Genomic DNA, 21,582 nt, shown 5'->3' on the forward strand with positions numbered 1-21,582 from the left:
TAAGACAGTGTGTCTTTGATCAGACTCAGTGTCAAGTGAAAGTAGGATGTTCGTCATGACGACGCGGAAGTACACCCAGCAGGTGCGGGCCGTGGCGGCCGACGAGACGCGACGCCGCATCCTCGATGCGATGCGGGACCGGCTGCGCGCTGCCCCCAGTGAGGCGTTGAGCATCGAACGGGTGGCACAGGATGCCGGCGTCGCCCGATCGACCGTGTACGTCGTGTTCGGCTCGAAGGCGGGCCTCTTCGAGGCGCTCGGTGGAGACCTGCTCGAGCGGACCGGGTTCCAGCGGATCGTCGACGCCGCCGCGCTGCCCGACGCGCGCGACGCGGTGCGCGAGTCCCTCCGGGCGGCGGCGGGCGTGTACGCGGCCGAGCGGGATGTCGCCCGGACCATCTACTCGATGTGGTCCCTCGAGCCCGAGGCGGTGCGCGGCGCCTTCGAGGTGGTCGAGCGCGGCCGCGCCGAGGGGCAGCGCTGGATGGCATGGCGGCTCGCCGAGGAGGGACACCTGCACCCGGATGTCACGGTCGAGGAGGCGACCGACATCCTGTGGGTCATCACGAGCTTCGAGACGTTCGACCAGCTGTACACGGGGCGCGGCCTCAGCGCGGAGGACACTGCCGCTCGCCTGGTCACGATGGCCGAGCGCGCCCTGTGGGCACCGCAAGGCTGAGCAGCGCCGAAGCCCTGACCGCGGTCGAGAGCTCCCAGCAGACGTCCGGACAACCCAAGGGGGACCGATAGGGTCGGCGCGCACGATCGTGTCATGGCATTCCTCCTCCACGACGCGCGGGGCCTCGAGCGCAGGTCGCGCGAGCTCGTCGCGCCCGAGCGGCGGCGCGCTTCCCGTCGGCTCTGGCGGGTGGACCTGCTCCAGGCCGCTGCGGTCGCCACGGTCGCCATCGCCGTCGCGCTGTTCCTCGCGGACGGCGGCGCCGCCGGGTTCGCAGACCCGGCCGGCGCGGTGACCGAGGTCGGGATCATCGCCGGTCTCGTCGCGACCGACCTCGTGCTCGTCATGCTCGTCCTGGCCGCGCGCGTACCGTTCATCGAGCGGGCCGTCGGGCAGGATGCGGCGATGGCGCTGCACCGGAGGCTCGGCAAGCCCGTGCTGCTCCTCCTCCTCGCGCACGCCGTGCTGCTCGTCGCCGGCTACGCGCTCACCGACGGCAGCGGACTCGTCGACGAGGTGGTCTCGCTCTGGAACACGCCCGACATCCCACTCGCCGTGGCCGGCCTGGCGCTCTTCCTCGCGGTGGTCGTCACCTCGCTCGTCGCGGTACGCCGCCGCTTCCGCTACGAGGTGTGGCACGGCATCCACCTGCTCGTCTATCTCGCGGTGCTTGCGGCACTGCCGCACCAGTTCAGCCTCGGCGGCCTCTTCGCCGAGGGAACGTGGCAGCGCTGGTACTGGCTGCTCATGACGATCACGGCCTTCGCGGCGATCGCCGTATTCCGGCTCGGCGTGCCGGCCTACCGGTCCCTGCGGCACCGGCTCGTGGTCGAGGAGGTGGAGCCGATCGCCGACGGCATCGTGTCGATCCGGCTCCGCGGTGTCGCGCTCGACCGGCTCGGCGCCACCGGCGGCCAGTTCTTCGTGTGGCGGTTCCTCGCGCGGGGCCAGTGGTGGCAGGCGCATCCGTATTCGTTGTCGGCGGCGCCGCGCGGCGGCGAGCTGCGCATCACGGTGCGCGCGCTCGGTCGAGGGTCGGCGGGAGTCGCCGCGATCCGGCCCGGCACGCGCGTCGCGCTCGAGGGTCCATACGGGATCTTCAGCGAGGCGTCGCGCAGTCGCAGCCGCCTCGTGCTCGTCGCCGCCGGCATCGGCGTGACCCCCGTGCGCTCGCTGCTCGAGTCCGCGAGCTTCCGCCCGGGCGAGGCGATCGTGCTGCTGCGCACCCGCGCGGCCGACGAGGGCTGGCTGCTCGACGAGGTGCGGCAGTTGTGCCACGCCCGTGGCGCGACCCTGATCACGATCCCGGGCCGCCGTGGCACGGGATGGCTGAGCGAGGCCGCCGAGCAGCAGGGGCTCTCGCTCGCCGCATTCGTCCCGGCGATCGCGGATTCCGACGTGTACGTCTGCGGCCCCCTGGGGTGGTCCGAGGCGGTCGTCGCCGAGGCCAGGTCGGCGGGCCTCCGTCCGGAGCAGGTCCATCACGAGAGGTTCGACTGGTGAGAGCACGCGCATTCGTCATCGCGTCCGCGGCATCCGCTGCGGCCCTCATCGCGGGCTGGCAGCTCGGCAACGCCGTCACGGGCGCGGGCACGACCGTCGCCGCGAGCGGCACGCAGCCCGCGACCTCCTCGGCGAGCAGCGGCACGGATGCCTCGTCGAGCACGTCGAGCGGCTCGGCCGGGTCGAGCGGCACCACGAGCGCGTCGGCAGCGCCCACCACCGATTCGACGACCGAACAGGCCGGCGCGGCGGACGGCACCTACGCGGGCACGACCGTGTCGACCCGCTTCGGCGACGTGCAGGTGCAGGTGACGATCTCGGGCGGATCGATCACCGATGTCACCGCGCTGCAGCTCACCGACCACGACGGCCGGTCGGTGTCCATCAGCAACCGAGCCGCGCCGATCCTCCGCGACGAGGTGCTGCAGGCCCAGACGGCCTCCGTGTCGATGGTGAGCGGGGCCACCTACACGAGCGCCGCCTACCTGCAGTCGCTGCAGGCCGCCCTCGATGCGGCGGGGTTCTGATGGCCACGGCCACCAGGCGCAACGCCTTCACGTCGATGGGCACCGTCGTGAGCGTGCGAGCCGACGGCGCCGCCGACGTGGTCGCTCGATCAGCGGCGGTCGCGGCATCCGTCTTCGATCGCTGGGATCGGCGGTGCAGCCTGTACCGCGCGGACTCGGAGCTGAGCCGGGTCGCACGCGGGGAGCTCGCCATGACGGATGCCGGCACGGAACTCCGCGACGCCTACGCGCTCGCCGTCGCGTGGCGGGCCCGCACGGGCGGGGCCTTCACGCCGCACCGCACGGATGGGGTGATCGACCTCAACGGCGTCGTCAAGGCGGTCGCGATCGCCGAGGCGGGGGAGGCGATCCGTGCGATGGGCGTCGCGGGATGGGGACTCGACGCGGGCGGCGACGTGCTCGTCAGCGGTCCGCGCGCTGATGGATCGCCGTGGCTCGTGGGCATCGTGGATCCATGGGACCGGCACGAACTGTTGTCGGCCGTGGCGCTCGGCGAGGACCGGCGCGCCGTCGCGACCTCGGGGGTCGCCGAGCGCGGCGAGCACATCTGGGCGCCGACCGACGGCATCGATGCGGTGTTCGTCCAGGTCAGCGTGGCGGCGGCCGACATCGTCACCGCCGATGTGCTCGCGACCGCAATCGTCGCGGGCGGCGAGGCGGCGCTCGACGAGCTGACGTCGCGCGAGCCGGTCGACGTGCTGGCCGTGCGCCGCGACGGCACTATGGCGGCCACTCCCGGATGGCCCCGCGCGCCGCTCGGTGCTCGAACCGCGCGGTGAGGGCACACGCCTCGGGTCGTCAGCTCGTCACGACGCGTCGGCGAGCGCCCGATGGACGGAGGCGACCGCGCTCGAACCCTCGCCGACGGCCGCCGCGACGCGTTTCATCGAACCTCGGCGCACGTCGCCGGCGGCGAACACGCGGGGGAGGCTCGTCTCGAACGGCAGCGGCGACCTGTGCAGTGCCTCCCACATCGGACCCAGTCGTCGCACGTCGGTTCCCGTGCGGACGAACCCCTGTTCGTCGCGGTCGAGCTGGGTGATCCAGTCGGTCGCCGGCTCCGCGCCAATGAAGCTGAACAGGCCGCGACAGTCGAGGGTGCCGTTCGTATCGCCCTCGAGCGTGACCTGCTCGAGCGCCGTGGCGCCGTGCAGCGCCGAGACGCGCGTGCGCGTGTGCACCCGGACGTGCGGGTCGTCGGCCAGCCGGTCGACGAGGTAGCTAGACATCTGCGAGGACAGGTCGTCGGAGCGGACGACGAGGCGTACGGAGCATCCGTTCGCGGCGAGGTAGAGCGCCGCCTGCCCGGCCGAGTTCGCGCCGCCGACGACCACGACCGGCGCATCGATGACCTGGCGCAGTTCGAGCGGCGTCGCCGCGTGGAAGATGCCGGCGCCCTCGAACTCCCCCCACCGATCGAGGTCGAGCGTGCGGTACTGCGCGCCGGTCGTGATGACGATCGACCTGGCACGGACGAGCCTGCCGTCGGCCAGCGAGAGGGTGAGCGGGTCGGTCGACCACTCGAGCGCAGCAGCCTCGCACGGCGCGAACACGCGCACGCCGAACTTGAGCGCCTGGAGCGACGCCTGGCCGGTGAGCGCGTCGCCGCTCACGCCGAACGGGAACCCGAGGTAGTTCTCGATGCGCGACGTGGCCGCCGACTGCCCGCCTGGTGCGATCGAGTCGAGGAGCACCGTGTGCAGGCCCTCCGACGCCCCGTAGATCGCCGCCGCCAGTCCAGCCGGGCCGCCCCCGACGACCGCGAGGTCCGCCGTCGTGTCATCGTCGGCCGCGTAGGCGAGCCCGAGCATGTCGGCGACCTGGCCGGGGGTCGCGTTGCGGACGTTCTCGCCCTGCACGATCGCGACGGGCAGGTCGTCGCGCGTGAAGCCGTGGTCGAAGAGCCTGGCCGACGTCGGCGGGTCGTCGGCGTCGACCCAGGTGTACGCGAGCTCGAGGCGCTCGGCGTACCGACGCAGCGCGTTCGCACCCGCCGACCGGGAGGTGCCGACGATCTTCAGGGTCAGTGCGGCGGGTCCCTTGCGCAGGACGTCGCGTCGCGCCCACAACGTGCGCAGCAGGAGGTCGCAGAGCTCGTCGTCCTCGGCCATGAGCCGCTGGAGCGAGGCGTGGTCGACGCGGTACATGCGGCCCGGTTCGGTCGCGCGCGCCGTGAGGAACGCGCGTTGCCCGTTGAGCAGGCCGAGCTCGCCGACGAACGTTCGCGGGCCGAGGGTCGCGATGGTCGACTCGCCCACCCAGGGCAGGGCGTCGCGCACGATCTCGACCGCCCCGCTCTCGACGAGGATCAGGTCGTACCACCGTTCGCCCGTGTGGAAGAGGACGTCGCCGACCCCGACCTGCATCGGCTCGCCGTACCGCACCAGCCGATCCCATTGGGCTTCGGTGACGTGGGGGACGACGCGAGCGTGAGCCTTGGCCATCTCCCTATCGTGCACCATCGGTCGGAGGAGGGGGAGGGGGTCCGGCGTCAGCGCCGTAACCGCTCGATGAGCGCCATAGCGTCGAACGGCGCCCGTACCTTCACGTCGTTGTCGAAGTAGAGGAACGCGTCGCGGCCGGCCGCCAGGTGCGCCCGCGTCCACGCCTCCCAGCGGTCGAGGCCTTCGTCGTCGTAGCCCGATGTGTACAGCTCGCGGTCGCCGTGCAGGCGTGCGTACGCGAGGTCGGCCGTGACCCAGTCGAGCCGCGGATACCTCCCCGCGGTGTCCGCGGCGACGGATGCCACGCGGTGGCGTTCGAGCAGCGACCGCCAGGCATCCGTCTCGAAGCTCGGATGCCGCACCTCGACCGCGTGACGGAGCGGACGATCGGCGATCGCCGACGCGTCGAACCACGCCCGGCCCTCCATCCGCTCGTCGTGACCCGCCGCCTGCGCGGCGGCCGCGTGCGTCGAGCGGGGGAGCCGCTCCAGGAACCGGTCGAGCAGCGCCTCGTCGAACCCGAGGTTGGGCGGCGGCTGCCAGAGCACCGGCCCGAGCTTCTCGCCGAGCGCGAGGAGCCCCGAGGCGAAGAAGTTCGCGAGCGGCTCGTCGACGTCGCCGAGCCGCCTCATGTGGGTGATGAAGCGCGGCCCCTTGACCGCGAACACGAAGTCGTCGGACACCTGGTCGCGCCACCGCACCCAGTTCGCGGGCTTCTGCAGCGCATAGAAGGAGCCGTTGAGCTCGATGGACGTGAGGTGCCGTGCCGCGTAGTCGAGCTCGTCGACCTGCCGGAGGCCCTTCGGGTAGAAGTCCCCTCGCCAGTTCGGGTACACCCAGCCCGAGATCCCGACGCGCGCTTCTGGCATCGCTACACGGCCACCCCGAGCAGCGCACCGATCGCCCACGTGACCGCCAGGGCGAGCGCGCCGCCGACCGTCACGCGCAGCACCGCGCGCAGCCTCGGGCTGCCGCCGATCCACGCGCTCAGCCACCCGGTGATCGTGAGGGCGACGACGACGGCGACGAACGTCGTCGCGATCCGCCACTCCGGCGGCGGCAGCAGGATCGCGAGCATCGGCAGCACCGCGCCGAGGAGGAACGAGAGGGCGGATGCCCCGGCGGCGTGCCATGGGCTCACCACGTCGTTCTCGTCGATGTGCAGCTCCACCTCGAGGTGCGCTGCGAGCGCGTCGTGTGCGGTGAGCTCGCGCGCGACGGTGTGCGCGGTATCGGCGGACAGGCCCTTCGCCCGGTAGAGCCCCGCGAGCTCCGCGAGCTCCTGCTGCGGCATCGTGTCGAGCTCCCACCGTTCCTTGGCGATGAGCGCTCGCTCGGTGTCGCGTTGGCTCGACACCGAGACGTACTCGCCGAGGCCCATCGAGATCGCCCCGGCCACGACGGCGGCCACGCCCGCGATCAGGATCGCCGCGACATCCGTGGTGGCCGCGGCGACACCGACGACGAGGGCCGCGACCGAGACGATGCCGTCGTTCGCGCCGAGCACCCCGGCTCGCAGCCAGTTGAGCTTCGCGTGCACCGAGACATCGTGCGGGTCGGCGCGGTGGATCGGTTCCGTTCGGTCGGTCATGACGCCAGTCTCGCAGCCGCCGCCGACGGCGGCCACTGGCAACCGACGAGGCAGCAGTCGAGGCATCCGACGAGGCATCCGTCCGGTTCGGGCGCGTCGAACATGGGGAGTACGATGGTCGTCGGCCCGCGTATCTCGATATCGAGAGAGTCATGGCCGGGCCGCCCCCACCAGCCCCTGTGCGCCGTCGCGCGTGCGGACCGATTGGAAGTAGAGCGTGGATCTTTACGAGTATCAGGCCAGAGACCTGTTCGAGCGCTACGGGGTCCCAGTGCTCCCGGGCATCGTCGCGGACACCCCCGAAGAGGTCCGCGCCGCGGCCGAGAAGCTCGGCGGCGTCGTCGTGGTCAAGGCCCAGGTGAAGACCGGCGGCCGCGGCAAGGCCGGCGGCGTCAAGGTCGCGAAGACCCCCGACGAGGCGGAAGAGGCGGCCAGGGCCATCCTCGGACTCGACATCAAGGGCCACGTCGTCAAGCGCGTCATGGTGGCGGGCGGCGCCCGCATCGCGCAGGAGTTCTACTTCTCGGTGCTCCTCGACCGCGCCAACCGCTCCTACCTCTCGCTCACGAGCGTCGAGGGCGGCGTGGAGATCGAGGTGCTCGCCGTCGAGAGGCCCGAGGCGCTCGCGCGCATCGAGGTCGACCCGATCGCCGGCGTCACGCCCGAGAAGGCCCGCGAGATCGCGGTGGCGGCGAACTTCCCGGCCGAACTCGTCGACAAGGTCGCCGACGTGTTCGTGAGGCTCTACGAGGTGTACGACAAGGAGGACGCGACCCTCGTGGAGGTGAACCCGCTCATCCTCTCGGAGGACGGCGAGGTCATCGCCCTCGACGGCAAGGTCACGCTCGACGAGAACGCGGAGTTCCGTCACGCGCACCATGCACTCCTCGAGGACAAGGCTGCGGCAGACCCGCTCGAGGCCGCGGCGAAGGAGCTCGACCTCAACTACGTGAAGCTCGACGGCGAGGTCGGCATCATCGGCAACGGCGCGGGCCTCGTCATGTCGACGCTCGACGTCGTCGCCTACGCGGGCGAGAACCACGGCGGCGTGAAGCCCGCGAACTTCCTCGACATCGGCGGCGGCGCCTCGGCGGAGGTCATGGCCAACGGCCTCGGCATCATCCTCGGCGACCCGCAGGTCAAGAGCGTATTCGTGAACGTCTTCGGCGGCATCACCGCCTGCGACCAGGTCGCCAAGGGCATCGTGGGCGCGCTCGCCGAGCTCGGCCACGCCGCGAACAAGCCGCTCGTCGTGCGTCTCGACGGCAACAACGTGATCGAGGGCCGCCGCATCCTCGAGGAGGCGGCGCATCCGCTCGTCACCCTCGCCCAGAACATGGACCAGGGCGCCGACAAGGCCGCCGAGCTGGCGAACGCCGCGTAGGAAGGGACAGCAGACATGACGATCTTTCTGAACAAGGACTCCAAGGTCATCGTCCAGGGCATCACGGGCGCCGAGGGCTCCAAGCACACCGCGCGCATGCTCGCGGCCGGCACTCAGGTGGTGGGCGGCGTGAACGCCCGCAAGGCGGGCACCGAGGTGCTGCACACCGACAAGGACGGCAACCCGGTCGAGCTCCCGGTGTTCGCCACGGTCGCCGAGGCGATCGAGAAGACGGGGGCGGATGTCTCCATCGCCTTCGTTCCCCCGGCCTTCACGAAGGACGCGGTGGTCGAGGCGATCGACGCCGAGATCCCGCTCCTCGTGATCATCACCGAGGGCGTGCCGGTGCAGGACTCGGCCAAGTTCTGGGACTACGCCAAGCAGAAGGGCGAGAAGACCCGCATCATCGGGCCGAACTGCCCCGGCATCATCAGCCCCGGCGAGTCGCTCGTCGGCATCACGCCCGCGAACATCACCGGCAAGGGCCCGATCGGCCTGGTGTCGAAGTCGGGCACGCTCACCTACCAGATGATGTACGAGCTGCGAGACCTCGGCTTCTCGACCGCCATCGGCATCGGCGGGGACCCGATCATCGGCACCACGCACATCGACGCGCTCGCCGCGTTCGAGGCCGACCCCGAGACGAAGGCGATCGTCATGATCGGCGAGATCGGCGGCGATGCCGAGGAGCGCGCGGCCGACTTCATCCAGGCGAACGTCACGAAGCCGGTCGTCGGCTACGTTGCGGGATTCACGGCTCCCGAGGGCAAGACGATGGGCCACGCCGGCGCGATCGTGTCCGGCTCTGCAGGCACCGCGCAGGCGAAGCAGGAGGCCCTCGAGGCCGCCGGCGTGAAGGTCGGCAAGACCCCGTCGGAGACAGCGCAGCTCCTCCGCGAGGTGTACGAGGCGCTCAGCGCGTAGCGGATGTCGCGGCACGGCGCCTCGCGCCGGGTCGCGGACCGCAGGGGAAGGCCCCGTCGGCGATGCCGGCGGGGCCTTCCGTCTCAGGTGCGAGCTGTCTCCTCAGCTCACGGGTCGATGATGATCACGCAGGTGTAGGTGCCCGGCTGGAGGTTGCTCTTGGTGAGCGACCCGTCGCCGTTCGCACCGGTCGTCGCCTCGAAGGGCGGGTCGGCCGCTGCGTCGCAGTCGATCGTCGACGCCGTGCCGCCGTCGATCTGGGAGTCCACCGAGACCGTGAAGTTCGTCAACGGGACGTTGGTGAACGTCACAGGCGTGGCTGTAGCACAGGTGGTGTCCTCGACCACGGTTCCGGTCTGCGGGTTGGCGGAGGTCACCGCGTAGCCCGTCGGAACCGTCTCGGTCACGGTGTAGCTGCCGGCCGCGATCCCGGCCAGGCACGCGACGCCGTTGGCGTCCGTCGTGACCGTCGTGCCCGCAGGAAGGGTCCCGCCCGTGACGCCGAACACCACGCCGGCATGCGGCTGGGTAGTCGGAGTTGAGGCCGCGTGCTTCTTGGTCTTCACGATCTTCAGCGCACCGCAGTTGTTGATGCCCGTGTCCAGCGGAGCGATGAAGTCCTTCAGCGCTGCGGTGAAGGAGTCGGATGAGCGGCTCTTCAGGTAGGCACTGCCGAACGCGACGCAGCCGCTGCCGACGATCGCCGAGAAGTTGACGCTCGCCTCGCCGAAGGTGCGTGGCGAAATCGGGTTGACTGTGGTCAGGCTATCGGACTCAGCAACGGGAATCGAGCTCGTGTTGATCGACCCGGTCGCGAGGCCCGACGCGGACAGGTTGATCCGCTCGCCCCAACAGGGAGTGCTGTTGGACGCTTCGCACAGGCTACCTGCGCCGGTCGTCACCCACTCCGACAGGAACAGCTGCGGGTTGGTTCCGCCCTGCGTCAGGTCGTACTGGATCAGCAGGTCTCCCGCAGTCCGCACCGGTGTGACGCCGTTCGCCGACAGGGTCTCCGACTGGTTGAACTCGAAGTCCATGTTCGTCGTGCCGCTCGGCTCCTGGACGCGATGCCAGAACATGTGCAGGAAGTCGTCGCCGGCGGTCTCCTCGAGGTACGTGCCGAAGGTGAGCAGGTCGCTCTTGTTTGGCGGGATGCTGCCGTTGACGACGGTGGGCACCGCGGTGTCCTCCTTCGAGCCCTGGCCGAACGAGTCGTCGGTGGCGCCGGTCGGCTCGTCGGCCTGGCGGGCGTCGGCGACGTTCGCCCAGTCGAGGTCACCAGCGTGGTCGACCTTGAGGTTCGCGTCGGTGTCGATCTCGAAGTTGCTGCCGGAAAGACTGACGTCCGGGTGGGCCAGCGCGGGCGCTGCGACGACCGCAGTGACGGCCAGCGCCGCGGCGGCGCCGATTGTGAACGATCTCGCATGTCGACGCCTCGCGTTTGCGGGCGTGTCGGAACGTGGCTTGCTGAACAAAGGCATTGTCGCCTCCGGGTTCGCAGTTTCGTCCGGTCGGGTGGCCGGACGTCCTCTGCGGGCGACGGGGCGGACTCGGGTGTCCGTCGACGGTGCGTCCGGCGAAGTAGGTGGGCGTCGCCGGGCGTGCATCGCGCCGTAGGGGTCTCTCACGCCATTGAGCACGTTACTCCCGACGGTGGTGCGCCGAATACCATTCATGAGGAAACCTCATGACCCCAGTTCGGGGCACAAGGCAGAATGGGAGGTCCCCGCCGGCGATGCCGGCGGGGACCTCCGTGTGCAGGAATGACTCAGTTGAGGTACGACTCACCTCCCGGTCACGGGTCGATCACGATGGTGCAGACCACCGTTTGCGGCTCGAGGTTGTTCAGCGACAGCGATCCGTCACCGCTCGCCGGAGTGGTGAAGTCCGGGTCGGGCAGGCCGGGCACGCAGTCGATCGTCGACGAGGTTCCGCCCACGATCTGCGAGTCGACCGACACGGTGAGGTTCGTCAGCGGCGTGTTCTCGAACGCCACCGACGCTCCCGGGGTGATCGGGTCGCAGTCGCCTTCGCTCTCGCTCACGAACGCGGTCTGCGGGTTGGCCGAGACCACATGGTATCCGCCGGGCACCGTCTCGGTGACCGTGTAGGTGCCGACGAGGTTGCTCACGACGAGGCCGGCCACGCAGGCCGCGCCGTTGGCGTCGGTCACGGCGGTCACGCCTGCCGCCGGCAGCTCACCGCCGGTGACGGTGAACGTGACGCCGGCGTGCGGGATCTCGCCATCGGGGTCGTCCGCGTGCTTGGCGGTCTTCGTGATGAGGATCGCACCGCGCTCACGGGCGTCGTGGAACGTGCAGGTCACGGTCTCTCCGGCGGAGAGCCCGATCGCCTGCGGATCCGATCCGTCGTCGCACGTCTCGCTCACGAGGTTCCAGTTCGTCGGTACCGTCTCGCTGACGTCGTAGGTGCCGGGTGCGAGGTCGGAGAAGGTCTCCGAGTCCTTTCCACCGGCTCCGGCTGCCGTCGTGGTGAGCGTGAACGGGCTCGGCGACAGCGTGCCCGAGGTGAACTCGAACGCGCCGAAGCCGTCATCGGTGATCTTCTCGACGATGATCTTGCCACGCGCGATGTTCGTGTACGTGCAGTCGAGCACATCGGAGTTGGCGTCGAGGTCGAACGTCACCGTCGCGTTGGTGATCGACGGCGTCACACCGCTGCTCGCGCTGCAGTCGACGTTATCGAAGTCCCAACCGGCGGGTGGCGTCTCTTCCGTCACCGTCAGGCCCGTGCCGAGGAACACGTTGTCGTACTCCTGGACGCCGCCGTGGCCGAGGCTGAAGGTCGGGTTGACCTCGGTCTCCGTCTCGAAGGCGGTGGTGTAGTCGAACATCGTGACCACGGGGTCTTCGACCGGATCTGTCACCTTGCGGATGATCACCTTCGCGCAGTTGTTGAGGTCGGTCGGAGCGGGTGCGATGAAGTCCTTCAGTGCCGCCGTGAACGAGTCGGAGGACCGGCTCTTCAGGTAGGCGCTGCCGAACGAGACGCACTCGTCGTCGCCGACGATCGCCGAGAAGTCGACGCTCGCCTCGCCGAAGGTGCGCGGCGAGATCGGGTTGACCGTGGTCAGGCCATCGGATTGGGCGACGGGGATCGGGCTGGTGTTGATCGAACCCGTCGCGTCACCCGCGGCGGTCAGGTTCGCCTTCGTGCTCCAGCAGGGTGTGTTGTTCGAGGCCTCGCACTGGCTGCCCGGACCCGAGGCGACCCACGTCGACAGGAACAACTGCGGGTTGGTCCCGCCCTGTGACAGGTCGTACTGGATCAGGAGATCGCCGGCGGTGCGAACGGGGGTGACCCCGTTGCCTGAGACAACAGTGGACTGGTTGAACTCGAAGTCCATGTTCGTGGTGCCCGAAGGCTCCTGGACACGATGCCAGAACATGTGCAGGAAGTCCCCGCCCGGGGTCTTCTCGAGGTAGGTGCCGAAGGTGAGCAGGTCGCTCTTGTTCGGAGGGATGCTGCCGGACACGACGCTCGGTACGGCGGTGTCCTCCTTGGAGCCCTGTCCAAAGGAGTCGTCGCCGGGTCCGCTTGCTTTGTCGGCCTTGCGGCTCTCGGCGACATTGGCCCAGTCGAGCGACGGCGGCGCCGCGTCGTCCACCTTGAGGTTGGCGTCGGTGTCGATCTCGAACTCGCTGCCGGGCAGGCTCACTTCGGGGTGGGCGGCCTGAGCGGGTCCGGCCGCGACGGCGGTGAGCACGAGTGCCGCGGCTGCGCCGATCGCGAAGACCCGTCCTCGCCGTCGTGGCGGCGGAGCGTCGGGCGGACAGTCGAGTGTGTCGGAACGTGGCCTGATGAACAGTGGCATCTTCGCCTCCGGGTATTCGCAGTTCGTCCGGTTCGGGTGAGCCGGATGTATCCCCTCGGAGGCGGTGCCAGCGAACGCGCCGGCGCGCGGGTGCGCGCTGGCGCGTCGTCATCGTGCCGGTGGTCGCGGGGAATCGAGGACCGGCTGCATCGCTCCCGGTGGGGAGTCTCACGCTTTGGCCGCAGCGTATACCCACGGGCACTTCGCCCGACAGTAGATTTGAGCAATGCTCACCCTCCCAAAACAGGGGGTACGGTGCGCCGTTCGTGAGAAGGTGAGTGGGTGGGCGAGTCGACATCGGATGCCGCTGGGACGGCCGGCCGGGCGTCGGGGCAGCGACGGCGCGACGGGGCATCGTCGAGCATCGCGTCGGGGTTCATGCGCACCACCTTCGCTACCGAGGAGTCCGTCTACGGCGTCATCCTGGTCTCGGGCATGATCGTGGTGTCAGGCGGACACGGCGAGTCCTCCTGGACCGTGTTCTGGACGGTCCTCGTGACGGTGATCGTCTTCTGGGCCGCGCACGTGTACGCCGGCACCGTGGCCCGCCACGGCCTCGACCACGAGCGCATGATCGCCCTCGGCGAGGCGTTCCGGATCTCGTTCCGCCGCTCGCTCGGACTCCTCGCCTCGGCGCTCATCCCGTCGTTCATCCTGCTCCTCGGGGCGACCCGCGCGATCCCCGACGCCTATGCCATCTGGACCGCGCTGTGGGCCGGCGTCGTGGTGCTCGCCGTGCTCGGCTGGGTCGCGTTCTCGAGGCGCGGCGCCTCGTGGCCGGTGCGCCTCGCGGGCGCACTCGGCACGGCGACGTTCGGCATCGCGATGATCCTGCTGAAGGCCTTCATCCACTGACCCGTGCGGTCAAGGCGCCCAGAGCGCTATGGTCATCCCAACGGGGCGTACATGTCGGACCAGGGGGCGCACATGTCGGATGCAGGGGTGTCGGAACTCGAGGCACGGATCGCGCAACTCGAGGCGGAGAACGCGGCGCTGAAGTCCGAGGCAGTCACGGCGAAGACGCGCGGTGGCACGGATGCCGCGGGCCCACCCCCGGCGCCCGAGCGTCGTCGCTGGGGCCGCACCGCGGGGGCGGTCGTGCTCATCGTCGTGGGCCTCCTGATCGCGCCCGTCGCCGTGATCACGGCGTGGGCGCGGCTCGAGCTCGTCGACACCGAGCGGTTCGTCGCGACGTTCGCGCCACTCGCCGAAGACCCTGCCGTACAGGCCTACATCGGCGACCAGGTCACCGCGGCGATCGAGGAGCAGGTCGACATCCCCGCGCTGACGTCCGACCTCTTCGACGGCATCAAGGAGCTCAACCTGTCGCCACGCGCGGAGCAGGCGCTCGGCCTCCTCGAGGGACCGGCCACGCAGGGCCTGCAGTCGCTCGTGTCGGGGATCGTCGACCGGGTCGTCCAATCCGACGCATTCGCAGACGTATGGGCCACCGCACTCCGTGCGAGTCACCGCGCGTTCGTGGCGGCGGTCCAGGGCGACCCCGACGCCGCCCTGGCCATCGGAGGGAACGGCACGGTCTCGGTGCAGCTCGGTCCGATCATCGAGGCGGTGAAGGACCGCCTCGAACAGCAGGGCGTCGGCTTCGCCGCGAACATCCCCGTGATCGAGAAGAGCATCGTCGTCGCCCAGAATGACGCGTTTGTGCTCGTGCAGACCGTCTACGCCCTCGCCGTGACCGCCGGAACGTGGCTTCCGTGGATCTGCGTGGCGCTGCTCGTCGCGGGCGTGCTCCTGGCACGCCGCCGCACGGTGGCGCTCGTGTGGACGGCCGCGGGCCTCGCGCTCTCGATGGTGATCCTGGCATCCGGCGTCGGCATCGGCCGGCTCTACTTCATCGGCGCGGTGAGCCCGTCGATCATGCCGTCTGACACGGCATCCGCACTCTACGACGGACTCGTGCAGCTCATGTTCTCGACGACCATGGCGATCCTCATGCTCGCCCTCTTCGTCGCGGTGATCGCGTGGTTCTCGGGGCCTTGGCGCCCGGCGCGTGCGACGCGCGAGTTCGCTGGCGCGGGCTTCGCGGCCGCCCGTCGCGCCGCCGCCCGGCACGGCGTCACGACGGGTGCGTTCGGCATCGCGCTCGACCGCTGGCGCGGCGCGGTGTACATCGCCATCGCACTGATCGCCGCGGTCGTCGTGATGTTCAACCGGCCGGTGACCGCAGGGCTGGTGATCTCGACGGTGCTCGTCGCGCTCCTCGCCCTGCTCCTCGTGGAGCTCCTGCGGCGACCCGCCGCTGAGGTCGCCGCCGCCGCGTCGGACACGCCCGAGGCGGAGGTCGCGGCATCCGACGACGAGACGGAGTCGCTCGTGAGCGCGGCCGTCGGCGACGGGGAAGGCGGCGTCTCGCCGCCCGAGGCTCCGAGTACGCCCGATCCTGCACGTCGCGCCGACTGAGCGGCGCGGCCCGGGATAGGCTCCCGGAGGAATGAGACGCACGACGATCGCCCTGCTGGCCGCCCTCGAGGCATCCGTCGCGGCGCTCATCGGTCTCGGCATCGTGCTCATGCCGCTCCTGCTGCTCTGGGCGGTGCACTTCGGGCTCGCGGTCGACGCCGCGGTGTTCCTCCGCGCGGCCGCCGACGTCTGGCTGCTCGGCCACGGCGTCGACCTCATGGTGCAACTCGACCCGGTGACGGCCGGCCGCATCGCCGTGCCCGGGGCGGGGGATCCATTCCCGATCACGATCGCGCTGCTCGGCTTCGCGCTCCTCACGGTCGCGTCGGGCCGCCGGATCGGGCGCCGATCGGCGGCTGGCGGCCATTCGTTCACCGGGGGCATCGCCGCGGTCGTCGTGTACGCCGCGGCCGGGGCCGGGCTCGCCCTCGTGGCTGCAGCCGACGCGGCGCACGCAGACCCGTGGCAGGCGTCGCTGCTGCCCGCCGGCATCGTCGCGCTCGGTGTCGTGATCGGCGCGGTGGGCGAGGTGCTGCGCACCCCCGGGTCCGCGGATGCCGCCACCGGCCTCGTTCGCCGCGCGTTCGCCGCGCTCCCGGCGGGACTCGTGGCGGGCGCCCGCGCCGCCGTGCGCATCGGCGCGGGCGCCGCGTTCGGGGTGCTGGCGGTCGCGGGCGTGCTCGTGGCGGTGCTCATCGCACTGGACTACGCGACGATCGCCGGGCTCTACCAGGCGCTCGGCGCGGGGATCGACGGCGGGATCGCCCTGACCGTTGCGGAGCTCGCGCTGCTGCCGAACGTGGTCATCTGGGCGGCAGCCTGGCTGCTCGGACCGGGATTCGCGATCGGTACCGGCAGCCTGGTCTCGACGGGCGGCACGCTCCTCGGCCCTGTGCCCGGCGTCCCGCTTCTCGGAGCGCTGCCCGCAGACGCGCCCGCGCTCGGCGCCCTTTGGCTGATCGTGCCGGTGCTGCTCGGCTTCGCCGGCGCCTGGGCGGTGTCGACCGGCGACGACCCCGACCGCGACGTCCCGCGCGCCGCCGGCTGGTGGGCGCCGCTCGCGGTCGCCGCGGGTGCCGCGGCCACTTCGGCCCTCGTGCTCGGGCTCCTGGCGTGGTGGTCGGGCGGCGCGGCCGGACCCGGGCGCCTCGCCGAGGTCGGACCCGCTCCGCTGGCCGTCGCGGGGGTCGCCGCCGTGACGGTCGGGATCGGCGCCCTCGTCGGCGGCTACGCCGCGCGGCTCCGGCGTCGCACGCCCGACGAGCCGGAGTGGGCGGACTCGATGGCGGCCAGCCTCGACCGCTGAGGTGCATCGGCGGCATCCGCCCACGCATCGGGGCGCCCGGGCGCACCGGGTAGGCTCGAGGGGTGCAGAAGCTCGTCGTGCTCATCTCGGGCACAGGCTCCAACCTCCGCGCCCTGCTCGAGGCCTCCGAGGACGCCGAGTTCCCGGCGCGCGTCGTCGCCATCGGCGCCGACCGCGAGGCCGACGGGCTCCTGCTCGGCGAGGAGTTCGGCATCCCGACCTTCACCGTGCCGTACACGGCATATGACGACCGCGAGGCGTGGGGGGCGGCGCTCATCGGGCAGGTGCGCCAGTGGGAGCCCGACCTCGTCATCCTCTCGGGGCTCATGCGGCTCGTGCCGCCTGCGGTCGTCGACGCATTCTCCCCGTACCTGATCAACACGCACCCGGCCTACCTGCCCGAGTTCCCGGGCGCACACGGCGTGCGCGACGCGCTCGCGGCCGGGGTCGACAAGACCGGCGCCAGTCTTATCGTCGTCGACAACTCCGTCGACGGCGGCCCGATCATCGCACAGGAGCGCGTGCCGGTGCTGCCCGGCGACACCGAGTCGACCCTGCACGACCGGATCAAGCCCGTCGAACGGCGCCTCCTCATCCAGACCGTGCTCGACATCGCCAACTCGCACCTCGACCTGAAGGAGCTCAGCAGATCATGAGCGCGCCAACGCACGACCCGAGCCTCCTCCGCGACCGCGACCGCGTGCGGGTGCGGCGAGCGCTCATCGCGGTGAGCGACAAGCGCGGGCTCGAAGGGCTCGCCGCCGCGCTCGTCGACGCGGGCGTCGAGATCGTCTCCACGGGCGGAACCGCCTCGGTCATCGCCGACGCCGGCCTGCCCGTCACGCAGGTGGCCGAGGTCACGGGCTACCCCGAGCACCTCGACGGGCGCGTCCGCACCCTGCACCCCGCCGTGCACTCGGGCCTGCTCGCCGACCTGCGCCTCGAGACCCACGAGCGCGAGCTGGCCGAGCTCGGCATCCGGCCGTACGAGCTCGTGGTCGTCAACCTGTATCCGTTCGCCGAGACGGTCGCCGCCGGTGCCGCACCCGACGCCGTGATCGAGCAGATCGACATCGGCGGACCGGCGATGGTGCGCGCCGCGGCGAAGAACCATGCGAACGTCGCGGTCGTCGTCTCGACCGATCGCTACGACGAGATCATCGAGGCGGTCGCGGCAGGCGGCACGACGCTCGCGCAGCGCGCGGCGCTTGCGCGCGAGGCCTTCCGGCACACGGCCACGTACGACGTCGCCGTCGCGTCGTACATCGGCAGCGTCGTCGCGCAGGACCAGCCGGTGGAAGTGTCGCCGTTCCCCGCGTGGGTCGGGGGCACCTGGACGAAGGACGCCGACCTCCGATACGGCGAGAACTCGCACCAGAAGGCGGCGCTGTACGCCTCGCAGGGCGGCCGCCCCGGCATCGCGCAGGCCGTGCAGCTGCACGGCAAGGAGATGTCGTACAACAACTACGTCGACGCGGATGCCGCGGTGCGGGCCGCCTTCGACTTCGATGAGCCCGCCGTCGCGATCATCAAGCACGCCAACCCGTGCGGCATCGCGGTCGGGACCCCCGGGGCATCCGACCCCATCGCCGACGCGCACCGCCGTGCGCACGCGTGCGACCCCGTGTCGGCATACGGCGGCGTGATCGCGGCGAACGCCACCGTGACCCTCGAGATGGCCGAGGCCGTGTCGGGCATCTTCACCGAGGTGCTCGTGGCCCCCGCGTTCGAGGCCGCGGCGCTCGAGCTCCTCAAGCAGAAGAAGAACCTGCGCCTGCTCACCCTTCCCGAGGGCTTCGCGCCCACCGCGGTCGAGCTGCGCCAGGTCTCAGGCGGCATGCTCCTGCAGCAGGCCGACCGGCACTTCGCGACGGCCTCCGAGTGGACGCTGGCCGCAGGGGAGCCGGCCGACGAGGCCACGCTCGCCGACCTCGAGTTCGCCTGGCGGGCGTGCCGCGCCGTGAAGTCGAACGCGATCCTCCTCGCCTCCGACGGCGCCTCGGTCGGCGTCGGCATGGGGCAGGTCAACCGGGTCGACTCGTGCCGGCTCGCGGTCGAACGGGCGGGGGACCGCGCCGCAGGGTCGGTCGCGGCATCCGACGCCTTCTTCCCCTTCGCCGACGGACTGCAGATCCTCATCGACGGCGGCGTGCGCGCCGTCGTGCAGCCGGGCGGATCGGTGCGCGACGAGGAGGTCGTCGAGGCGGCCCGCGCGGCCGGCGTCACCATGTACTTCACGGGCGAGCGGCACTTCTTCCACTGAGCGGCCGTGCGGCGCACGGCGGACCGGTCGCGGCGGTACGCTTGAGGTGAGCGGCGCTCAGAAAGCGCCCACCACAGCTCCGCCCACGAAGCGGATGAACAAGGAGAACGATCGATGACGATCAGCCATGCCCCGGCCACCCCTGCCGCCGAGGTCAGCGCAGCACTTCCCACGGAGGCCCCCGAGCACGAGCGCGTGCTCATCACCCGCGGCCCCCGATCCGGACTCACCATCATCGTCGCCGTGCACTCGACGCGGCTCGGCCAGGCCCTCGGCGGCGCGCGCCTCTGGCGCTACGGCCACTGGACCGACGCCCTCGCCGACGCCCTCCGCCTCTCGCAGGCGATGACCATGAAGAACGCCGCGGCGGGACTCGCGCGCGGCGGCGGCAAGGCCGTCGTCTGCATCCCGGCCGGCGTCAGCCTCGACGAGCGGTCCACCCGCGACGCGATGCTCGACCTGGGCGACGCGGTCGAGTCCCTCGGCGGCGCGTACATGACCGCCGAGGACGTCGGCACCAGCGCCGAGCTCATGGCCGTCGTCGCCGAGCGCACCGCGCACGTCTGCGGCCTCCCGCCCGAGCAGGGCGGCGTCGGCGAGCCCGCGGATGCCACCGCAGCCGGCGTCTACGCGTCGATCCTCGCCACCCTCGACCACGTCTTCGGCTCATCCGACGTGTCGAGCCGGCACTTCGTCGTCGCCGGCCTCGGACAGGTCGGCGGCCGCCTCGCGCGGAGCCTCGCAAAGGCGGGCGCCCGGCTCACGGTGACGGATGTCGCGGAGGGCAAGCGCGCCCTCGCCGACGAGCTCGGCGCCACCTGGGTCGCACCGCACGAGGCGCACCTCGTCGAGGCCGACGTGTTCGTGCCCTGCGGGCTCGGAGGGGTGCTCACGCACGACGTCGTCGACGCGTTGCGCGTGCGCGCCGTGGTGGGCGCGGCCAACAACCAGCTCGCGTCGCGCGACGTCGCCGGCCACCTCACCGAGCGTCGCATCGTGTGGGCGCCCGACTTCGTCGTGAACGCCGGGGGCGTCATCTACCTCGACGTGGCGAGTGGCCCCGACGCCGACCAGGCCGCGCTCGACGCTCGCATCGCGGGCATCGGCGACACCGTGGCATCCGTGCTCCGGTCGGCCGACGAGCACGGCACCACGACCCTCGCGGCCGCCGAGCGACTCGCCCGCGCCCGCCTCGACGCCGCGCGCTGAGGGGTCGGCACCGGCCGCTAGGCTCGTGCCATGACGTCCCCCGCCGCCACGCCTCCGCCTGCCCCTGCCCGGTTCACGCCGGCTCCGACGCCGGGGCGGCGGGCGCTGGCGGTGCTGGCGTCGGCGGCCGCCGTGGCGGTCACGGCGATGCTCGTGGCCGTGTTCGCGTTCTTCATCGGCAACGGCCAGTCGCCGCAGGTGTTCGGCCAGCTGTTCCCGCACTTCGCCCTCGCGGCGCTCATCACGTGGGTGCTGCTGGCCGTGGCGAACAGCCTCGGCGCCACCCGCGCGTGGTTCCTCGCGCTCGTCTCGGGATTCACCTCGGGGTGCCTCGCGGCGCTCCTCGCCACCACGGTGACGGCGGGTGCGGCAGGCAACCCCTTCTCGGGCGCGCTGTTCCTCTTCGTTGTGGGATCGCTCGCGAGCCTCAACCTCGTGTTCATCCTCGCCGTGATCGCGGGCGAGGTGTTCCTCGCACCCCGGGTGCTCAACGGCATCCTGGGGTACGCACACCGCCCGCCACCGCGGCGCATGGCGCTCGTGCGCATCCCCGCGTCGAACCTCGACGAGGCCGAGCTCACCCACCGTGAGCGGTTCCCCGTCGACAAGGCCCGCGCCGACGAGCAGTGGGACAACTACTGCGCAGCGCTCGTGGCCGAGGGCTGGGACACCATCGAGGTCGACGCGGCGCCCGAGCTCGCCGACTCGGTGTTCGTGGAGGACACGGTCGTGCTCTTCGGCGACCTCGCGGTGGTCACGAGCCCCGGTGCGGAGTCGCGCCGGCCCGAGATCGAGGCCGTCGAGCGCACCGTCCGCGCGATCCCCGGCCTCACCGTCGCGCGCATCGAGCTGCCGGGCACGCTCGACGGCGGCGACGTGCTGAAGGTCGACTCCACGGTGTACGTCGGCGCCTCCGGCCGCACGAACGCCGAGGGCATCCGCCAGCTCCGGGCGCTCGTCGCGCCGCACGGCTACTCGCTGGTCGCGGTCCCCGTCACGAAGGCGCTGCACCTGAAGAGCACGATGACCGCACTTCCCGACGGCACCATCATCGGCGACCCGGCACTCGTCGACGTGCCGAGCCTGTTCCCGCGGTTCCTCCCCGTGCCCGAGCCCGAGGGCGTCGCGGTCGTCGAGCTCTCGCCCGAGTCGCTGCTCATGTCATCGTCGGCGCCGCAGACGGCCGCCATGCTCTCAGGGCTCGGCTACCGCGTCGTCACGGTCGACATCGGGGAGTTCGAGAAGCTCGAGGGCTGCGTCACGTGCCTCTCGGTGCGGGTGCGGTGAGCGATCGGATGCCGCGTTCCGCTCCGCCCTCGTAATCTGCCGCGGCACGCTCGTGCACGGCTCTTTCAAAGTCCGTGGGGTTTCGGCGGTGAGGTCGGAACTGCAGGAAGAACCGCCGCAGCGACCCATGGAAACCGTGCCGACTCGCCGCAGAGGTACCCGAAGTTCCTGCGTTGCGAGGGACGCGGGACGCAACGCGGACTTTGAAA

Annotated in this window: 18 protein-coding genes; 13 read left to right on the forward strand and 5 right to left on the reverse strand. The window is 71.2% G+C overall.

The window, feature by feature from the left end:
* Window positions 1-55 precede the first annotated feature (55 nt).
* The 4 genes from ASG80_RS20830 (at window position 56) to ASG80_RS20845 (ending at window position 3,488) form a co-directional block, all read left to right on the forward strand.
* A complete protein-coding gene (locus ASG80_RS20830) occupies window positions 56-679 on the forward strand; it encodes a TetR/AcrR family transcriptional regulator (RefSeq protein WP_056734658.1) in 624 nt (207 codons plus the stop codon).
* A 93-nt stretch (window positions 680-772) separates the two neighbouring features.
* Window positions 773-2,182 (forward strand): ferric reductase-like transmembrane domain-containing protein, encoded by a 1,410-nt coding sequence (locus ASG80_RS20835; protein WP_056734380.1) that lies wholly within the window; start codon window positions 773-775, stop codon window positions 2,180-2,182.
* Window positions 2,179-2,709: an FMN-binding protein gene (locus ASG80_RS20840; protein ID WP_056734382.1), complete on the forward strand. Its 531-nt coding sequence runs from the start codon at window positions 2,179-2,181 to the stop codon at window positions 2,707-2,709. The genes ASG80_RS20835 and ASG80_RS20840 overlap by 4 nt, the downstream gene beginning before the upstream one ends.
* On the forward strand, window positions 2,709-3,488 hold the full coding sequence (locus ASG80_RS20845) for an FAD:protein FMN transferase (RefSeq protein WP_235508432.1): 780 nt from the start codon (window positions 2,709-2,711) through the stop codon (window positions 3,486-3,488). The genes ASG80_RS20840 and ASG80_RS20845 overlap by 1 nt, the downstream gene beginning before the upstream one ends.
* Before the next feature lie 27 nt (window positions 3,489-3,515).
* On the opposite strand, the gene ASG80_RS20850 is transcribed toward ASG80_RS20845, so the two are convergent.
* The 3 genes from ASG80_RS20850 to ASG80_RS20860 are packed head-to-tail and all read right to left on the reverse strand — an operon-like array spanning window position 3,516 to window position 6,744.
* Window positions 3,516-5,153 carry a cyclic nucleotide-binding domain-containing thioredoxin-disulfide reductase gene (locus tag ASG80_RS20850; RefSeq protein ID WP_200952651.1) on the reverse strand — a complete coding sequence of 546 codons (1,638 nt, stop codon included), beginning with the start codon at window positions 5,151-5,153 and terminating at the stop codon, window positions 3,516-3,518.
* A 47-nt stretch (window positions 5,154-5,200) separates the two neighbouring features.
* On the reverse strand, window positions 5,201-6,022 hold the full coding sequence (locus ASG80_RS20855) for a DUF72 domain-containing protein (RefSeq protein WP_056734387.1): 822 nt from the start codon (window positions 6,020-6,022) through the stop codon (window positions 5,201-5,203).
* Window positions 6,023-6,024: 2 nt separating this feature from the next.
* Window positions 6,025-6,744, reverse strand: coding sequence for a VIT family protein (locus ASG80_RS20860; protein ID WP_056734662.1), 720 nt, complete (start codon window positions 6,742-6,744; stop codon window positions 6,025-6,027).
* A 217-nt stretch (window positions 6,745-6,961) separates the two neighbouring features.
* Between ASG80_RS20860 and sucC the strand changes: the two genes are divergently transcribed.
* Together sucC and sucD are read left to right on the forward strand one after the other, a co-directional pair.
* Window positions 6,962-8,128 carry an ADP-forming succinate--CoA ligase subunit beta gene (sucC, locus tag ASG80_RS20865; RefSeq protein ID WP_056734388.1) on the forward strand — a complete coding sequence of 389 codons (1,167 nt, stop codon included), beginning with the start codon at window positions 6,962-6,964 and terminating at the stop codon, window positions 8,126-8,128.
* 15 nt (window positions 8,129-8,143) lie between these two features.
* Window positions 8,144-9,052, forward strand: coding sequence for a succinate--CoA ligase subunit alpha (gene sucD, locus ASG80_RS20870; protein WP_056734390.1), 909 nt, complete (start codon window positions 8,144-8,146; stop codon window positions 9,050-9,052).
* 107 nt (window positions 9,053-9,159) lie between these two features.
* On the opposite strand, the gene ASG80_RS20875 is transcribed toward sucD, so the two are convergent.
* Window positions 9,160-10,533 carry a collagen binding domain-containing protein gene (locus tag ASG80_RS20875; RefSeq protein ID WP_156401999.1) on the reverse strand — a complete coding sequence of 458 codons (1,374 nt, stop codon included), beginning with the start codon at window positions 10,531-10,533 and terminating at the stop codon, window positions 9,160-9,162.
* A gap of 314 nt (window positions 10,534-10,847) precedes the next feature.
* Window positions 10,848-12,887: a collagen binding domain-containing protein gene (locus ASG80_RS20880; RefSeq protein ID WP_056734394.1), complete on the reverse strand. Its 2,040-nt coding sequence runs from the start codon at window positions 12,885-12,887 to the stop codon at window positions 10,848-10,850.
* Window positions 12,888-13,169: 282 nt separating this feature from the next.
* Here ASG80_RS20880 and ASG80_RS20885 point away from each other — a divergent pair, with 282 nt between their 5' ends.
* The 7 genes from ASG80_RS20885 to ddaH all read left to right on the forward strand — a co-directional run bounded on the left by ASG80_RS20885 (window position 13,170) and on the right by ddaH (window position 21,373).
* On the forward strand, window positions 13,170-13,742 hold the full coding sequence (locus ASG80_RS20885) for a hypothetical protein (protein WP_056734395.1): 573 nt from the start codon (window positions 13,170-13,172) through the stop codon (window positions 13,740-13,742).
* A 51-nt stretch (window positions 13,743-13,793) separates the two neighbouring features.
* Window positions 13,794-15,308, forward strand: a complete 1,515-nt coding sequence (locus ASG80_RS20890) for a hypothetical protein (RefSeq protein WP_156402000.1) — start codon at window positions 13,794-13,796, stop codon at window positions 15,306-15,308.
* A 31-nt stretch (window positions 15,309-15,339) separates the two neighbouring features.
* Window positions 15,340-16,614 (forward strand): DUF6350 family protein, encoded by a 1,275-nt coding sequence (locus ASG80_RS20895; protein WP_056734400.1) that lies wholly within the window; start codon window positions 15,340-15,342, stop codon window positions 16,612-16,614.
* A gap of 62 nt (window positions 16,615-16,676) precedes the next feature.
* The gene (gene purN, locus ASG80_RS20900) at window positions 16,677-17,270 is read left to right on the forward strand and encodes a phosphoribosylglycinamide formyltransferase (RefSeq protein ID WP_056734402.1); all 594 of its coding nucleotides are present in this window, start codon (window positions 16,677-16,679) and stop codon (window positions 17,268-17,270) included.
* The gene (gene purH / locus ASG80_RS20905; protein ID WP_056734404.1) at window positions 17,267-18,877 is read left to right on the forward strand and encodes a bifunctional phosphoribosylaminoimidazolecarboxamide formyltransferase/IMP cyclohydrolase; all 1,611 of its coding nucleotides are present in this window, start codon (window positions 17,267-17,269) and stop codon (window positions 18,875-18,877) included. Before purN ends, purH begins: the two co-directional genes overlap by 4 nt.
* Window positions 18,878-18,991: 114 nt before the next feature.
* Window positions 18,992-20,086, forward strand: coding sequence for a Glu/Leu/Phe/Val dehydrogenase family protein (locus ASG80_RS20910; protein ID WP_056734405.1), 1,095 nt, complete (start codon window positions 18,992-18,994; stop codon window positions 20,084-20,086).
* 30 nt (window positions 20,087-20,116) lie between these two features.
* The gene (gene ddaH, locus ASG80_RS24810; RefSeq protein ID WP_056734407.1) at window positions 20,117-21,373 is read left to right on the forward strand and encodes a dimethylargininase; all 1,257 of its coding nucleotides are present in this window, start codon (window positions 20,117-20,119) and stop codon (window positions 21,371-21,373) included.
* Window positions 21,374-21,582 lie beyond the last annotated feature (209 nt).

The organism is Agromyces sp. Soil535 (genome assembly GCF_001428255.1).
Lineage (GTDB): Bacteria > Actinomycetota > Actinomycetes > Actinomycetales > Microbacteriaceae > Agromyces.

What these genes read in the sequence shown, in the direction of transcription:
- ASG80_RS20830 (WP_056734658.1), top strand. Translation starts at nt 56, where the DNA reads ATGACGACGCGGAAGTACACCCAGCAGGTGCGGGCCGTGGCGGCCGAC.
- ASG80_RS20835 (WP_056734380.1), top strand. Translation starts at nt 773, where the DNA reads ATGGCATTCCTCCTCCACGACGCGCGGGGCCTCGAGCGCAGGTCGCGC.
- ASG80_RS20845 (WP_235508432.1), top strand. Translation starts at nt 2,709, where the DNA reads ATGGCCACGGCCACCAGGCGCAACGCCTTCACGTCGATGGGCACCGTC.
- ASG80_RS20850 (WP_200952651.1), bottom strand. Translation starts at nt 5,153, where the DNA reads ATGGCCAAGGCTCACGCTCGCGTCGTCCCCCACGTCACCGAAGCCCAA.
- ASG80_RS20855 (WP_056734387.1), bottom strand. Translation starts at nt 6,022, where the DNA reads ATGCCAGAAGCGCGCGTCGGGATCTCGGGCTGGGTGTACCCGAACTGG.
- ASG80_RS20860 (WP_056734662.1), bottom strand. Translation starts at nt 6,744, where the DNA reads ATGACCGACCGAACGGAACCGATCCACCGCGCCGACCCGCACGATGTC.
- sucD (WP_056734390.1), top strand. Translation starts at nt 8,144, where the DNA reads ATGACGATCTTTCTGAACAAGGACTCCAAGGTCATCGTCCAGGGCATC.
- ASG80_RS20875 (WP_156401999.1), bottom strand. Translation starts at nt 10,533, where the DNA reads ATGCCTTTGTTCAGCAAGCCACGTTCCGACACGCCCGCAAACGCGAGG.
- ASG80_RS20880 (WP_056734394.1), bottom strand. Translation starts at nt 12,887, where the DNA reads ATGCCACTGTTCATCAGGCCACGTTCCGACACACTCGACTGTCCGCCC.
- ASG80_RS20890 (WP_156402000.1), top strand. Translation starts at nt 13,794, where the DNA reads ATGTCGGACCAGGGGGCGCACATGTCGGATGCAGGGGTGTCGGAACTC.
- ASG80_RS20895 (WP_056734400.1), top strand. Translation starts at nt 15,340, where the DNA reads ATGAGACGCACGACGATCGCCCTGCTGGCCGCCCTCGAGGCATCCGTC.
- purH (WP_056734404.1), top strand. Translation starts at nt 17,267, where the DNA reads ATGAGCGCGCCAACGCACGACCCGAGCCTCCTCCGCGACCGCGACCGC.
- ASG80_RS20910 (WP_056734405.1), top strand. Translation starts at nt 18,992, where the DNA reads ATGACGATCAGCCATGCCCCGGCCACCCCTGCCGCCGAGGTCAGCGCA.
- ddaH (WP_056734407.1), top strand. Translation starts at nt 20,117, where the DNA reads ATGACGTCCCCCGCCGCCACGCCTCCGCCTGCCCCTGCCCGGTTCACG.